This window comes from Methylobacterium sp. UNC378MF (genome assembly GCF_900103195.1).
Classification (GTDB): Bacteria; Pseudomonadota; Alphaproteobacteria; order Rhizobiales; family Beijerinckiaceae; genus Methylobacterium.
In genome coordinates this window covers 1-13811 of the sequence record NZ_FMWU01000036.1, presented here as the reverse complement: position 1 = coordinate 13811, position 13811 = coordinate 1, and the positions used below count along the sequence as shown (strand labels likewise).

Annotated in this window: 9 protein-coding genes and 3 pseudogenes; 7 read left to right on the top strand and 5 right to left on the bottom strand. The window is 65.6% G+C overall.

All coding sequences use genetic code 11. The annotated features are described in order from the left end of the window. Window positions 1-54: 54 nt before the first annotated feature. Together BLT59_RS26800 and BLT59_RS31510 are read left to right on the top strand one after the other, a co-directional pair. Window positions 55-648: pseudogene (locus BLT59_RS26800) on the top strand (alcohol dehydrogenase catalytic domain-containing protein); the annotation flags it as partial. Then, window positions 634-840: pseudogene (locus BLT59_RS31510) on the top strand (ISL3 family transposase); the annotation flags it as partial. The pseudogenes BLT59_RS26800 and BLT59_RS31510, both read left to right, overlap by 15 nt. 55 nt (window positions 841-895) lie before the next feature. On the opposite strand, the gene BLT59_RS26795 reads toward BLT59_RS31510, so the two are convergent. Further along, a complete protein-coding gene (locus BLT59_RS26795; protein ID WP_091788178.1) occupies window positions 896-1183 on the bottom strand; it encodes a hypothetical protein in 288 nt (95 codons plus the stop codon). 584 nt (window positions 1184-1767) lie between these two features. Between BLT59_RS26795 and BLT59_RS26790 the strand changes: the two genes are divergently transcribed. From BLT59_RS26790 to BLT59_RS26775, 4 genes are all read left to right on the top strand, one after another. Then, a complete protein-coding gene (locus BLT59_RS26790) occupies window positions 1768-5037 on the top strand; it encodes an efflux RND transporter permease subunit (protein ID WP_091788175.1) in 3270 nt (1089 codons plus the stop codon). Further along, on the top strand, window positions 5037-6422 hold the full coding sequence (locus tag BLT59_RS26785) for an efflux RND transporter periplasmic adaptor subunit (RefSeq protein WP_091788172.1): 1386 nt from the start codon (window positions 5037-5039) through the stop codon (window positions 6420-6422). Before BLT59_RS26790 ends, BLT59_RS26785 begins: the two co-directional genes overlap by 1 nt. A 176-nt stretch (window positions 6423-6598) precedes the next feature. After that, on the top strand, window positions 6599-7279 hold the full coding sequence (locus BLT59_RS26780; protein WP_091788169.1) for a response regulator transcription factor: 681 nt from the start codon (window positions 6599-6601) through the stop codon (window positions 7277-7279). Continuing rightward, entirely contained in the window at window positions 7266-8651 is a 1386-nt protein-coding gene (locus tag BLT59_RS26775) for a sensor histidine kinase (protein WP_091788166.1), read from the top strand. The genes BLT59_RS26780 and BLT59_RS26775 overlap by 14 nt, the downstream gene beginning before the upstream one ends. Before the next feature lie 76 nt (window positions 8652-8727). On the opposite strand, the gene BLT59_RS26770 is transcribed toward BLT59_RS26775, so the two are convergent. The 3 genes and pseudogenes from BLT59_RS26770 to BLT59_RS26760 form a co-directional block, all read right to left on the bottom strand. Next, a complete protein-coding gene (locus BLT59_RS26770) occupies window positions 8728-9021 on the bottom strand; it encodes a hypothetical protein (RefSeq protein WP_091788162.1) in 294 nt (97 codons plus the stop codon). 566 nt (window positions 9022-9587) lie between these two features. Then, window positions 9588-11186: a porin gene (locus tag BLT59_RS26765; RefSeq protein WP_175544145.1), complete on the bottom strand. Its 1599-nt coding sequence runs from the start codon at window positions 11184-11186 to the stop codon at window positions 9588-9590. Between the two features lie 762 nt (window positions 11187-11948). Then, window positions 11949-12329: pseudogene (locus tag BLT59_RS26760) on the bottom strand (helix-turn-helix domain-containing protein); the annotation flags it as partial. A gap of 82 nt (window positions 12330-12411) precedes the next feature. Between BLT59_RS26760 and BLT59_RS26755 the strand changes: the two are divergent. Further along, complete coding sequence (locus BLT59_RS26755) at window positions 12412-13143, top strand: SDR family NAD(P)-dependent oxidoreductase (RefSeq protein ID WP_091788159.1); 732 nt, start codon at window positions 12412-12414, stop codon at window positions 13141-13143. Window positions 13144-13471: 328 nt separating this feature from the next. Here BLT59_RS26755 and BLT59_RS26750 read toward each other — a convergent pair. Next, the coding region (locus BLT59_RS26750; RefSeq protein ID WP_175544144.1) for a transposase at window positions 13472-13811 on the bottom strand (340 nt) is incomplete at its 5' end.

Genomic DNA, 13811 nt, shown 5'->3' with positions numbered 1-13811 from the left:
CCGATCTGGCGGCCCTGATCTTTTCAGGGGTGGTGTGCCAAAGATGCTGACGGTTTGTGTGGTGCCAGACGCCTCAACGGCGTCGCACCCAAGATCGAGGACGATCGCGACGCGATCATCAAGGTCACCGCCTGCGCGATCTCCGGCTCGGACCTGCATCTCTACGACCACTTCATGCCCGGCATGGAGAAGGACGCCGTCATGGGCCACGAGTTCATGGGCGAGGTTGTTGAGACCGGCAAAGGCGTCAATGGCGCGCTCAAGAAAGGCGAGCGCATCGTCGTGCCGTTCACGATCATCCGTGGCCAGTGCGACCAGTGTAAGCGCGGCTTCTTCTCCGTCTGCGAACGCTCCAACCGCAACAAGGATATGGCCGACAAAGCTTTCGGGCACACCACCGCGGGACTGTTCGGGTACACCCATCTCACCGGCGGTTATCAGGGCGGCCAGGCCGAGTACGTGCGCGTGCCGTTTGCTGACAAGACGCACATCAAGGTGCCGGAGAACTTAAGCGACGAGCAGGTCCTGTTCCTCGGCGACATCTTCCCCACCGGTTGGCAAGCGGCCGTGCAGGCCGATATCCAGCCGACCGATACGGTCGCGATCTGGGGTGCCGGTCCCGTCGGCCAGATGACGCTGCGCTCCGCGCCCGCGCAGACGTTCGCCAGCGGGTTCGCCGTTGATGCGGCCGCGGTGAGGACGGCGTTGACGATGCCGTGGAGCAACGCTCAGTCCGAGGGCCAGGTAACGAAACTGAAATCGATCAAGCAGCTGATGCACGGCCCGCCCGGCTTCGACCTCCTGCGCCGACGTGTGCCCTCGGCTTCTTGGGCCACATGAAATGGCGGAGAGCCGCTAAACTGGAGCAAGACCACGGAATCGGCGCGGCGGTGCGCTAGCGATAGGCATGAGAGCGTGAGCGCTCGAAGGCGTCCGCGCAGGCCGTGTCGAACAGTTTGCAGGGTGGTGGGGCGTCGCCCGGCTCGGCCAGCATCGGCTGTCCGCGGATATCGCCGGCGGAGTGGACCTGCGAGTACCGCGATCGTGGATCGAAATAGGGATCCGCGGTGTAACTGCTCATGAAGGCGCCCCCCGCCGGCATTTCACTCTCGGACAGCGCCGCGCCGATCTGCAGCGACAGTGTCACCGCCAAGACGAACAGCCATAGACATCGTCTGACCATGGGCCCGTTTCTCCCCGCGCATGCGATCGGCATCGCAGCGGCCGTTCGCAGGATCTCTTAGGCTGGGTTGCGGCACCGCCGCTCGATCCGCTGCCGGTCTGTTCCGGAGTGCCCAGCATCACGCGTGCACCCACGGAAAAGCCTCCGGGTGGCTCGCAGCAGGACCAAGGCGCGCAGCCCTCTGCGGAATCGTCGGATCGGCCTGTCCCGATTTAAGGAAGATCGTGCAACATGATCACGGGACGCAACAGAATAAGCTTTTCAGCAGTAAAAATAGAATTTTTTTCAAAAATATTTTTCAATTCCTGGCGTGCAGCCCCGCGAGCGCGTTCTCAGCCGGATGAAAGGCCGATGTCGGATCAGCCTCACGCTTTAGAGGGCGGATGCTGATTTAAATTTCTTAAATTCGCTTCAGTTTGTCGTGCCGAATTCATTCGAAGAGACTCCTTGCGAAGTCTATATCTGTGCCGTGCTGGGCATTCGCCCTGCCTTCTCTTCGCACACGAGGCTTGATCGGCTCGTCTTCCACGCGGACACGCCGCGCGGAATGGTAGCGGATCACGGCGGGACACCCGACTGATCACATGGAACTCGTCCGGTTCGCTCTGAAGTTCCGCAAGAGCTTCTATGTTCTCGCCGTCCTTATGTTGCTCGCGGGCCTCGGCTCGATCGCCGTGGCGCCGAAGGACGTGCTGCCCGCCGTCGATATCCCGGTGGTGGTCGTGGTGTGGACCTACAACGGTCTCAATGCGACCGACATGGTCCAGCGGATCACGAACTACAGCGAGTTCTCGCTGTCGAGCAACGTGAACAACATACGACGGATCGAGTCGACGTCGATCCAGGGCACGGTCACCGAGCGGATCTACTTCGATTCTGCCGTCAGCATCGATCTGGCGATGACCCAGGTCGACTCGGCGATGAACGCGATCCGCTCGCGCATGCCGCCGGGCGTGCAGCCCCCCGTCATCATGCGCTTCTCCGCCTCCTCGGTGCCGGTCATCCAGATGGCGCTGTCGTCCTCCAAGCTGCCGCTCACCAAGGTCTTCGACTACGCGCAGTACCGGACCCGCCGGCGGCTCGCCGAGGTGCCGGGCTCCACGCTGCCCTCCCCCTACGGCGGCGCGCCGCGTCAGGTCATGGTCGACCTCGACCCCGCCAAGCTGCGCGCGATCGGCATGACGCCGCTCGATGTCCTGAACGCGGTCCTGAAGCAGAACCTCGTCGTACCCTCGGGCCTCGCGAAGATCGGGACGCAGCAATACACGGTGCGGCTGAATTCGAGCCCGCAGCTGGTCGATCAGCTCAACCGCATTCCGATCAAGGTCGAGAACAATCAGCCGGTCCTGCTGCGCGACGTCGCCCACGTCCGCGACGGTTCCCCCCCGCAGATCAACATCGTCCGCGCCGACGGCCACCACTCCGTGCTCCTCCAGGTCCTCAAGAACGGCGCGGCCTCGACCCTGGACGTCGTGAACGCCGTCAAGGCCGCCCTGCCGGACATCCACGCCGCCGCGCCGAAGGGCATGACCATCACGCCGCTGTTCGATCAGTCGGTCTTCGTCTCCGACGCCATCTCCGACGTGGTGCGCGAGGCGGCCATCGCGGCCGGGCTCACCGGGCTCGCCATCCTGCTGTTCCTAGGCTCCTGGCGCTCGACCATCGTGGTGCTGGTCTCGATCCCGCTCTGCATCCTGACCTCCCTGTCGATCCTGGTCGCCCTGGGCCAGACCATCAACGTGATGACCCTGGGCGGCCTCGCCCTGGCCGTGGGCATCCTGGTGGACGACGCGACAGTGGCCATCGAGAACACCTACCGGATGTTCGAGGAGGGCTTCTCCTTCCGGCGCTCGGTGGTGGAGGGCGTGGCCGGCATCGCCAAGCCGGCCCTGATCTCCACGCTGGCGATCTGCTCGGCCTTCTCGGCCGTCTTCTTCCTCACGGACGCGCCCCGCTACCTCTTCGTCCCACAGGCCGAGGCGGTGGTCTTCGCGATGCTGACCTCCTACCTGCTGTCGCGGACGCTCGTGGCCATCCTCATCGACGTCCTCGTCGCCCCGGAATACGCCCGGCATCACGGCGGCGCGGCCGCCGCGGTCGACGGCGTGTCGCCAACCCGCCGCCGCTCGATCCCCGGCCGGATCCTCGGCTTCGCGACCCGGCCCGTCGGCTGGGTGCTCCGGTATCCGCTGCGCGGCGCCCTCGCGTTCCGCAACGCGTTCGAGCGCGGATTCGCGCGCTTCCACGCCGGCTATTTCGGCCTCCTCTCCGCGGTGCTCGGCCATCCGGCCCGCGCGCTGTGCGGCGCGCTCGCCGTCTTCGCGGTGACGGCCGCGATCTTCCCCTTCGTCGGCCAGGACTACTTCCCGCAGATCGAATCCAGCCAGATGACCCTGCATATCCGCACGCGTCCGGGTGAGCGGATCGAGCAGGCGGAGAAGACCTTCGCGCAGGTCGAGAACGTCGTCAGGCAGGTCGTCCCGAAGGACGAGCTCGGGCTCATCCTAGACAATATCGGCCTTCCGGCCTCCAACTACAACTTCGCCTTCATGGACGCCTCGTTCGTTGCGTACAATGACGGGCAGATGCTGATCAACCTGAAAGGCGAGCACAAGCCGATCTCATTCTACGAGCAGCGGTTGCGCCGGGTCCTGCGCCAGGCCTTCCCTGACGACATCTTCTACTTCCAGCCGTCCGACATCATCACGCAGATCCTGAATTTCGGGACCGTCGCGCAGATCGACGTGCAGGTCTCCGGGCGGCACGATGCCGAGGACCTCGCGGTGGCGCAGGACCTCGTCCGCCGCATCGCGACGGTCCGGGGGGGCGTCGACGTCCACCTGCATCAGATCGTCGACGCCCCACAGATGTATGTGAACGTCGACCGCAGGCTGGCCTCGGAGATGGGCGTCAGCGAGCAGTCCATCGCGCAGAACCTCAACGTCTCGCTCTCCGGCTCCTTCCAGGTCAGCCCGAACTTCTGGGCCGATCCCAAGTCCGGCATGCCGTACCAGCTCTGGGTTCAGACGCCGGAGTGGCGCAACGCCGACATCGCGCAGCTGATGAACACGCCGGTCTCGGTGCACGCGACCGCGCATGACCGGCCCGGCATCCCGATCCTGCTGTCGAACATCGCCACGATGCAGCGGCAGCCGGAGCAGACCGTGATCAACCACGTCAACCAGCAGCCGACCTTCGACATCCTCGCCAACGTCCAGAACGCCGATCTCGGCAGCGTCCGCAACGCCGTGGACCGGATCGTCGCCGACGAGCAGGTCCGGCTCCCGGCCCCGGACAAGATCCTCGTCCGCGGCCAGATCGAGAGCATGGAGAGCGCGTTCTCGCGCATCGAGCTCGGGCTCGGGATCGCGCTGGTGGCGGTCTACCTGCTCCTCGTCCTGAACTACCAGACCTGGGTCGATCCCTTCGTGGTCATCGCCGCCCTGCCGCTGGCCTTCTGCGGCATCGTGATGAGCCTGTTCATCACCAGTACGGCGTTCTCGATCCCCGCCCTGTTCGGCGCGATCATGTCGGTCGGCGTGGCGAGCGCGAACTCGATCCTGCTCGTCACCTTCGCCAAGGAGCACCGCGAGGCCACCGGCTGCTCCGCCCGCGAGGCCGTGCTGATGGCCGGCCATACCCGCCTCCGGCCGGTGCTCATGACCGCCTCCGCCATGTTCCTGGGCCTGATCCCGATGGCGATCGGGGCCGGCGAAGGCGCCGAGCAGAACGCCGCCCTCGCCCGCGCGGTGATGGGCGGGATCGGGATGGGCACCGTCTCGACCCTGCTCTTCGTCCCCCTTCTCTACACCCTGCTCTGCCGCAACCCGGTCAAGCCCCTCGAGGATTATTGATGACCCGTTTCAACGACGCCCCCGGGGGCGGCGCCGAGGCTGCCGCGCGGGCGCACCAGCACGCGGTCGAGATCGACCCGCTGCGGCAGGACGAGGCCGGCGAGGCCCTGGCCCACGCCATGCCGCCTCCGCCGCGCAAGCGTCCGTTCCTCGTGGCGTTCCTTGCGCTCGGCAGCGCCCTCGGGCTCGGCGCCTGGCACCACTGGGAGACCTACCAGGCCTCCCTGGAGACTCAGGCCGAGGCCGTGACCTTCGTCCCCGAGGTCCGCACCGGGCCGGCCCAGGTGGATGACGGGCCCATGACGCTGACCCTTCCGGGCCAGACCGAGGCCTTCGACCATGCCGACATCTTCGCCCGCGCCACAGGCTACATTGCCGAGCGCCGGGTCGACATCGGGTCGCGGGTCAAGAAGGGCGACCTGCTGGTCCGGATCGCCGCGCCGGACCTCGATCAGCAGGCCCGGCAGGCCGAAGCCCAGCTCGGCCAGTTCAAGGCGCAGCTCGCGGTCGCGCAGGCCGACGTGGAGCAGGCCAAGGCCAGCGTAACGCTCGCGAACGTCACCGATGCCCGAACCGCGACCCTGGCCGGGCAAGGCTGGGCCTCGAAGCAGAATGCCGACCAGACCCGGGCCGGGATGCTGACCGCAACCGCCTCCCTCGCCGCCGCGCAGGCGAAGGTGAAGGTCGCGGAAGCCAACATCACCGCCCAGCAGGCCACCGTCGACCGGCTCCGTACGCTGACGACCTTCGAGAACGTCGTCGCACCGTTCGACGGCATCGTGACCGCCCGCAAGGTCGATGTCGGCGACCTCGTCCACGGCGATGCCGGCTCCGGGACGCCGCTCTTCACGATCGACAGCACCGACGTCCTGCGCGTGGCGGTCCAGGTGCCGCAATCGGCCGCCGTGGGCATCCGCGACGGGGTGAAGGCGCGCGTCCAGGTTGCGCAGATCCCGGACCGCACCTTCGCCGGCACGGTCTCGCGCAGCTCGGTGGCTCTCCAATCCTCGGTGCGGACGCTGGACACCGAAGTCGACGTCGCCAATCCGGACGGGGTCCTGCGGCCCGGCCTCTACGTCGCCGTCACCTTCGAGGTGCCGCGCACCCATCCGCGCGTGATCGTGTCGTCCGAGGCGCTCATCTTCGACGCGGACGGCACGCGGGTGGCCGTGGTCGGAGCGGACGACACCGTGCGGCTCCGGCCGATCACGATCGCGCGCGATCTCGGCACGCGCCTCGAGCTGCGCAGCGGCTTGGAGAGCGGCGAGACCGTGGTCCTCAACCCGCCGGCCGGCCTGCGGGACGGCAGCCGCGTCATCCCCAAGGGCTCCGTCGCCGCGCAGACCCCGACAGCCAAGCTCTCCGAGCAGGCGAGCGCGGAGTGAGGCGCATGGTCCAGATCCCCCGCGCTCCTGTAAGCTTTGCCGTCCCGATGACGCGGACCGGCAGCCGCGACCGGACACCATTTGACACCGGGACCGAAGAGGATAATTCCACCCCTCCCTCCGAGCCGCAGGAGACCAGACAGGGCCGGCGAATACAAAATAAGAAGGAAAAACGGATGGCCAGCGTATTGGTGGTCGAGGACGACCGGCGGGTCGCCGCCGAGATCGGGTCGGCCCTCGTGGAATACGGTTTTCAAGTGGACGAGGCGCCGAGCGGCAGCATCGGATTACGCAAGGCCCTCGACGGTAACTTTGACGTGATCGTGCTCGACCGGATGCTGCCGGAGATCGACGGCCTGTCGCTGCTCACCGAGCTGCGCGCCGCCAAGGTCTCGACGCCGGTCCTGATCCTGAGCGCCCTGTCGGCCGTCAACGAGCGCGTCGACGGGCTGCGCGCCGGCGGCGACGACTATCTCGCCAAGCCGTTCGAGTTCATCGAGCTCACCGCCCGCGTCGACGCGCTCGCCCGCCGCAAGATAGCGGCCGAGGCGGTGAACGAGCGCGTCGTCGGCGATCTCCGCCTGGATCTGATCGAGCGCGTGCTCTACTGCGCGGACCGCGAGATCGAGCTCCTGCCGAAGGAGTTCGCGATCATCGAGTTCCTGATGCAGAACGCCGGCACGCTGGTGAGCCGGAAGATGATCTTCGAATCCGTCTGGGGCTACAGCTTCAACCACCAGTCCAGCGTCATCGACGTCCACATCGGCAAGATCCGCAAGAAGCTCGATCCCGACGGGTTGAACCCGCGGATCCACACGGTGCGCAACACGGGCTTCATCCTCCGTGCGCCTTCTTGAGGTCCGGCGCACCAGCGGCTTCCGGGTCGCGTGCCTGTTCTTCGCGACCTTCGGGACCGCCTCGCTGGCTTTGTCGGGCTTCCTCTACGTCGACACGCGCAGCTACGGCCGCAAGGCCGCGTTCGAGTGGGTCGAGTGGGAGTCGAAGCACCTCCTGAGCCTGTCGCCGCGGGCGCTGCGCGAGCGGATCGACGCTTCCGAGGATTTCGCCGAAGGCGGTCGTCCGCTCGTCCTGTTCGGTCCCGACCACGTGCGCCGGGCCGGCGCGCCGATCGCGTTTCCCGACCAGGCGCCGATCGGGAAGCCGTTCATCCTGTCGGAGCCGCTGGACCACCGCAGCCGCACGCTGTTCAGCCAGCTCACCCAGCTCCCGAGCGGCGAGTACGTCCTGGTGAGCCGCTCGGCCCAGGATCTTCAAGCCCTCGAGAAGGCGCTGGTCGAGACCTTCGTCTGGGGCATGGCCGCCACCATCGTGATCGGCCTGATCGGTGCCGTCGTGTTCGGTGCCGGCTCACTGCGGCAGAACGATGCGATCACCAAGGCGGTCGAGCGCATCATGCGCGGCGACCTGAGCGAGCGCCTGCCGACGCGCGGCGTCTCGGCCGACCTCGCCCACCTCACGCGCGTCGTCAACGACATGCTCGATCAGCTCGAGCGGCTGATGCTGGAGATCAAGGGGGTCAACGAGAACATCGCCCACGACCTGCGGACGCCGCTGACACGGGTCGTCGGCACGCTGGAGCGGTCGCTGCGCAAGGCGGACAGCCTGGAGGCCTTCCGCGCCTTCAACGAGGACGTCCTGGCCGAGGTCAAGACCATCGTCATCCGGTTCTCGGCCCTCCTGCGCATCTCCGAGATGGAGGACCGTCTGCGGCGGTCGGGCTTCACCCAGGTCGATCTCGGCCGGCTGCTCGAGGACGCGGTGGAGTATTACGAGCCCCTGGCCATCGAGCGCGGCATCGCGCTCCTCTGGGACCGGCCGGACGACACCTGCGCGATCGAGGGCGACCGCAGCCTGATCTTCGAGGCGGCGAGCAACCTGATCGACAATGCCCTGAAATTCACCCCGGCCGGCGGACAGGTAACGGTCGCGCTGCTCCGGAACCCGACGGGCATCCAGGTCACGGACACGGGCTGCGGCATCCCGGCGGAGGAGCTGAGTGCCGTTCGCGCCCGGTACCGCCGCGGGGCGTTGAAGACCGACAAGAGTGGGTTCGGGATCGGCCTGAGCCTGGTCGATTCCATCGCGCGGCTGCACAGTGCCACCTTCGCTATCGCCAGCGACGGGACCGGCTGCCGTGTGACCTTCAGCTGGACCCACACGGTCTCGGACAGTCCGTCCATCGATCTCCTGCCGGCCGTGTCGGTGTGATGCCGCCGTGACGCCGTCGCGCCCGGCCAATCCCGTCCCGCGGGATTGGCCGGGCGCGGGGCCGTCGAGGGGGTTCTCAGTAGGACGGCTGGCGGTGGTGACGCTCGCGGCTGTCGAGGCGGCTCCACTGGCGATTGGCCGGGACGGTCTCGGTCGCGCTGGGCCGCTGAACCGCGGCGCTGTAGCCGGTCGCGCCTTCCCACATGCCGCCCGCCTTGTCGTTGCCCTCGGACGCGGACCACGCGTCGAGGCCGCTGCCGTTTGTCCGGATGATGAGGCTCGGGTCGATCGTCGCGCCGGTGTCTTGCGCGAAGGCAGGTCCCGCGATCAGCGCGGCGCCCATCGAGCAGGCCAGGATGATGTACTTCATGATGATCTCCCGCTTCTCAAGCTGTCGCCGATCGGCGACGTGGGAGTAAGATGCGGGAAAGCCGCTTTAAACTCTATATTTTATTGCAGAATAATTGTTTCTCTCTTTGGGCCGACTTAAATCTTGAAAGGATTTTTGAATTTTAGAAGCAGATAGTCTCAGGGCCGTTCCGTCCCGGTGGCCGAGATCGGGGTCGGAGCTGCGTCGCCCGGGCCTGACGAACAATCCCGGCCGGCGTGCGCCTGGAGCGGACATGAAAAAGCCGACCGGTTGCCCGGTCGGCGAAGTCTTATGGGTCTGAAGCTCTGGGTCAGACCGGCCCTGCCCTGGTACCCGGGCCAGCCACTCTGAAACCATAGCATCCGCTCGCTCGGCGGCGAAGCAAGCCGCTGGAGAGCTGAGTCATTTGTAGAGTATCCCACGCCGATGACAAGCAAAAGATCTTTTATTTATTTAATGTACTCAAATGAACGCGATAATTTAGGCCGCGCGCTAAACAGAAAAGCCCAGCCTTGCGGCTGGGCTCAAGATTAGACGATGCGCCGTTGAGGGCGCGTCAGGAGGGTTCAGAAATCACGCTGCACGCGGAACCGGAATTGGGCCGCATCCTGCGAGTTGACGTAGCGCAGCGCGTTCTTGGAGATGTCCGGGGTGACGCCGCTGTTGAGCGCCGTGCGGATGTACTCGCCCTCAACGCCGATATCGAGGTCCTTCACCGGGGTCCAGATCAGGCTGGCGCCGGTGATCATCTGGTTGTTGCCCCGCAAGATGGGACTGGTGGCGAAGGCCAGAGCATTCGACGCGCTGGCGCCCGCCGGGGCGAAGCCGAAGCCCAGGAGACCCAGCGCGTTGCGCCCCTTCGAGTTGTAGTCGATCTGCGCGTAGCTGCCGAAGAAGGCCGATCGCCACGCGGGCGACCAGTAATGGAGCAGGGAGGCGACGGCGGAGAACGAGGTCGACAGCTCAAGGCGGCCGGTCGCGGGGTTGAGCACTGCGTCCGCGTAGTACTGCGCGAACGAGCCGCCGCCGACCGGCGCCGCCCCGAGGGCGTCGTACGGCGCCGTGTAGTTCGAGATGCCCGTGTAGGCGATGGCGCCCTGCCCATAGGCACCCTGCAGGTAGAGCGTGTCGCCCGTCGCGATGAACGGCAGATTGACCTTCAGGCCGCCCTGGACCGCCCAGCCGTAGGCGTTCGAGGGGCGTCCAGTGGGCGAGATGCCCAAGCCGGTCGTGGCGGTGGTGATGCCCGCGACAGTACTGCCGGCGTCGCCGGCATTGATCTCGTGCACGGCGGCGGAGAGCTGCGCCGAACCCCAGGCCTGGTCGATGCGGGCCACGCCGATGAAATCCGGCATGCGACTCTTCTGCGTGACGTCGACGAAGGCGACATTGCCTGGGCCGACGACGATCGGCGCCAGCCAGGTCGAGGGAGTGAACGGGTTGAAGGCGTTGCTGTAACCAGCGAAGCCGCCGCCGGCCGTGAAGGCACCGACAGCCGAGCCCGTGCCGAAGATCGGGAAGCGCCGGTAAGTCGGATCCTCCATCGAGGCGCTCAGCGTGATGCCGTTTCCGAGGACCGCCGAGTAGGCGAGCAGGTTCGTGCTGAACGTATCCGAGCCGGCCGTACCGCCGATCAGCTCGAAGTCGTGCGCGTAGAAGTCGAAGAATGAGGACGCGCGGCCCGCGGTGAGTCCGGCGAACTGGATGAAGGCCTTGTCGGCATTGACGTAGGTCTGCGTGCGGCCGAAGGCGTCGGCGCCGAGGCCGGCAATGGCCAAGCTCTCGCGCTGCCGGGATCCTGAGGTCAGGAACGGGCCGCTTCGGTTGGCGACGTCGATGCGCAGGAACGCGCGCAGGGTTCCGTAATCGGTCTGGGTCCGCGAATCGAGGTTCAGCCGCATCAGGCCGAGATAGCCGGTGAGGTCGCCCCCGCCGCCCGTACGAACCTTGCTGGTCTGATACAGGAAGTCATACCGCGCTCTTCCGGACAGGCGGATGCAGGTATCGGTCCCTGGGATGTAGAAGAATCCGGCGCCATAGGCGTTGCAGACGCGTACGAACTCGACCGGCGCCGCCTTGAATGTTGGGAGATCGGCGGCATGTGCGCCACCGATCGGGATCATCAGGGCCGAGGAGCCCAGGAGCAGCGCCTTGATTCTGGTCATAATAACCCCGCATCCGACGCCGTGGACGTGCCACTGCAAGCGTCAACCCAATGATCCGCGTTCACGCACGTGTTCGGGTGCCGATGTCGTGCGACGTCGCAGTATTGTTTAAATTTTGCCGCCCGATCGCTCGGCAGCTTGACCATGGACGTCAAGAACTGATTTTACAAACAAATAAGATTTGCGTTATATAACTTGATTTTTCGATTTGAAATTTGTTTTCGGATTTGAAATACTTAGCAGGCGAGATGCGATAGACGACTCGCCTCGACGGCCAAGGCTATCGCGGATCGACGAGACGGCTCGGTTCGCACCCAACGGTCCGACACGGGCGCAAGTTCAGAGGCTAGACGGCGGCGCGGAGATCGCAGCTGGATCACAACCCTCCGCTCCGGCGTCGGAGGTATTGAGAACAGCAGCGAGGCACTGTGAAACGCCCTCAGCTGCCGCTCAGGATTGACCCTGGCCATAATCATCAAACGAATCCGTGATGAGTGCAGATTTACATAAATACTGAACTCTGAAAATTGGAGATTATCGGGTCAATCGTAATCAGTTCGGCGTAAAGACACCCATATTGGTCGTATATATCTTCCAAGTCTATTGCCGAATGCTAGGCCCATCCACGGGTCGCCGCCGGATTCCTGCAGCAGCTAAACACGACGGCGAGCCTTGTTCTGTAATTCAGCTTTTTGCGAAGGGCCGGTCGCAGGCGGTAGCGTCCGCTTGCGGGATGTCGCCAAAGCCAGCTGACTGTCCGTTTTTGATGCTGTCATGCTCGTGGTTGGCCGCCTCAATCGCCGCACCGTTGTTGAGTGCCCACGAGCAGAGCGCCTCGAAGGGCTGGCGTAGCGAATGGCCAAGCGGGGTGATCGCATACTCGACGCCGATTGGTGCGGTCGGCAGCACTGTCCGGGTCACCAGACCGTTGCGCTCCAGCCTCTTCAACGCGTCCGCCAGCGCCTTGTGCGTGATGCCATCGAGCCGCCGCTTGATCGCGTTGAACCGTGATGGCCGCGGGCAGAGCACCGTGAGGATCAGGATCGTCCATTTGTCGGCGATCTTGTCCAACACCGGGCGGACCCGCGCCATGTTGGCGAGCGCGCACTCGGACGCGGCATCGAGATCGGTATCGTCGGCCATATCTAGGCTAACCTAAGTGCGTTCTTGATAGCAGATATACGATCTGTATCTCCTGAGCCATCGCGGATGAAGGGGTGCGCTGATGGCTCGCATGGTGGACAAGGTGGCTCTCGTGGTCGGTGGGGCGAAGGGTATCGGCCTCGCGGTCGCCGAGCGGCTGGCGATCGAGGGCGCGTCGGTCGTCCTCACCGGACGGCGAGCCGACGAGGTCGAGGCAGCTGCTGCGAGGATCGGGAAAGGTGCGCGGGGTCTGATCGCGGACGCAGCCCTACAGGAAGATTTGCACCGCGTCGTGGCGATGGTGCGGGAGACGCATGGCAGGATCGACGCGCTGGTCCTCAACGCGGGCCTCTCAGAACCGGCGACCCTGCGCGACGGGACGCCCGAGCATTTCGACCGGCATTTTGCGGTCAACGTCCGTGGTGCCCTCTTTGGGTTGCAGGCGGCTCTGGGCGCAATGGGGCGGGGTGGATCCGTCGTGCTGATGGGGTCGATCGCCGACGGTATGGGGGTGACGCCCTACGGAACGTACGCTGCCACGAAAGCGGCCCTGCGTTCCTACGCGCGCACATGGACAGCGGAACTAGCGCCGCAGGGCATCCGCGTGAACGTGGTGGCCCCCGGCCCAACTGATACTGCCATGATGGCGCGCGTGCCGGAGGAGGCACGGGCTGCGCTGATAGCGCCGATCCCGCTCGGCCGCATGGCGCGTCCGGAGGAAGTGGCGGCGGCCACGCTGTTCCTGCTGAGCGACGAGGCGAGCTTTGTCGCGGGAGCCGAACTGTGCGTCGATGGCGGGATGCGACAAGTCTAGCTCCTCGAGCACGGTTTCAGCGTGTCCGCTTCGGCCTGTTTGCATCTCCGAAGCGGATCGTCTGAAAACCACCCATCTGAGATGTTCGCGCGACCGACGCGTGGCGGCAGATCCTGGCTGAAAGCGGCTGGTCCGCCTGCGAGAGGGGCCGCTGAGATAGCGGACACGCCGCGCGAGACCCAACCCGGCACTGAGCTGAGGCTTGGAGGTGGCCGACACAACGCATGGACCCCGTTGAAACCTGCTAGCACATACTTGGTATAGGTTAGTGTCTTGCCGTCTTGTTGTTCTCTGTCGCAAACGACGACGATCCGCCTAGTGCACTGACTCAGACGGATGGTTCAGGGGATCGGCTGACGGCGGCGAGGATGTCGGTGGCGGGTTTGGTCCAGACGAAGGGTTTGGCGCTCCGGTTGTGCTCGGCGATGTAGCGTTTGATGGCTGCCTGCAGGTCGACGACGCCGGTGAAGGAGCCTCGCCGCAGCCGACGACGGGTCAGCGCTGAGAAGAAGCCCTCGACCGCGTTGAGCCACGAGGCCGAGGTCGGGGTGAAGTGGAACGTCCAGCGCGGGTGCCGGGCGAGCCAGGCGCGCACCTTCGGATGTTTGTGGGTGGCGACGTTGTCGAGGATCGCGTGGATCGCCTTGCCGGGCGGGACGGCGGCCTCG

Coding starts and splice junctions, on each gene's coding strand:
- BLT59_RS26790 (WP_091788175.1), top strand. CDS start 1,768: ATGGAACTCGTCCGGTTCGCTCTGAAGTTCCGCAAGAGCTTCTATGTT.
- BLT59_RS26770 (WP_091788162.1), bottom strand. CDS start 9,021: ATGAAGTACATCATCCTGGCCTGCTCGATGGGCGCCGCGCTGATCGCG.
- BLT59_RS26765 (WP_175544145.1), bottom strand. CDS start 11,186: ATGACCAGAATCAAGGCGCTGCTCCTGGGCTCCTCGGCCCTGATGATC.
- BLT59_RS26755 (WP_091788159.1), top strand. CDS start 12,412: ATGGCTCGCATGGTGGACAAGGTGGCTCTCGTGGTCGGTGGGGCGAAG.
- BLT59_RS26795 (WP_091788178.1), bottom strand. CDS start 1,183: ATGGTCAGACGATGTCTATGGCTGTTCGTCTTGGCGGTGACACTGTCG.
- BLT59_RS26785 (WP_091788172.1), top strand. CDS start 5,037: ATGACCCGTTTCAACGACGCCCCCGGGGGCGGCGCCGAGGCTGCCGCG.
- BLT59_RS26780 (WP_091788169.1), top strand. CDS start 6,599: ATGGCCAGCGTATTGGTGGTCGAGGACGACCGGCGGGTCGCCGCCGAG.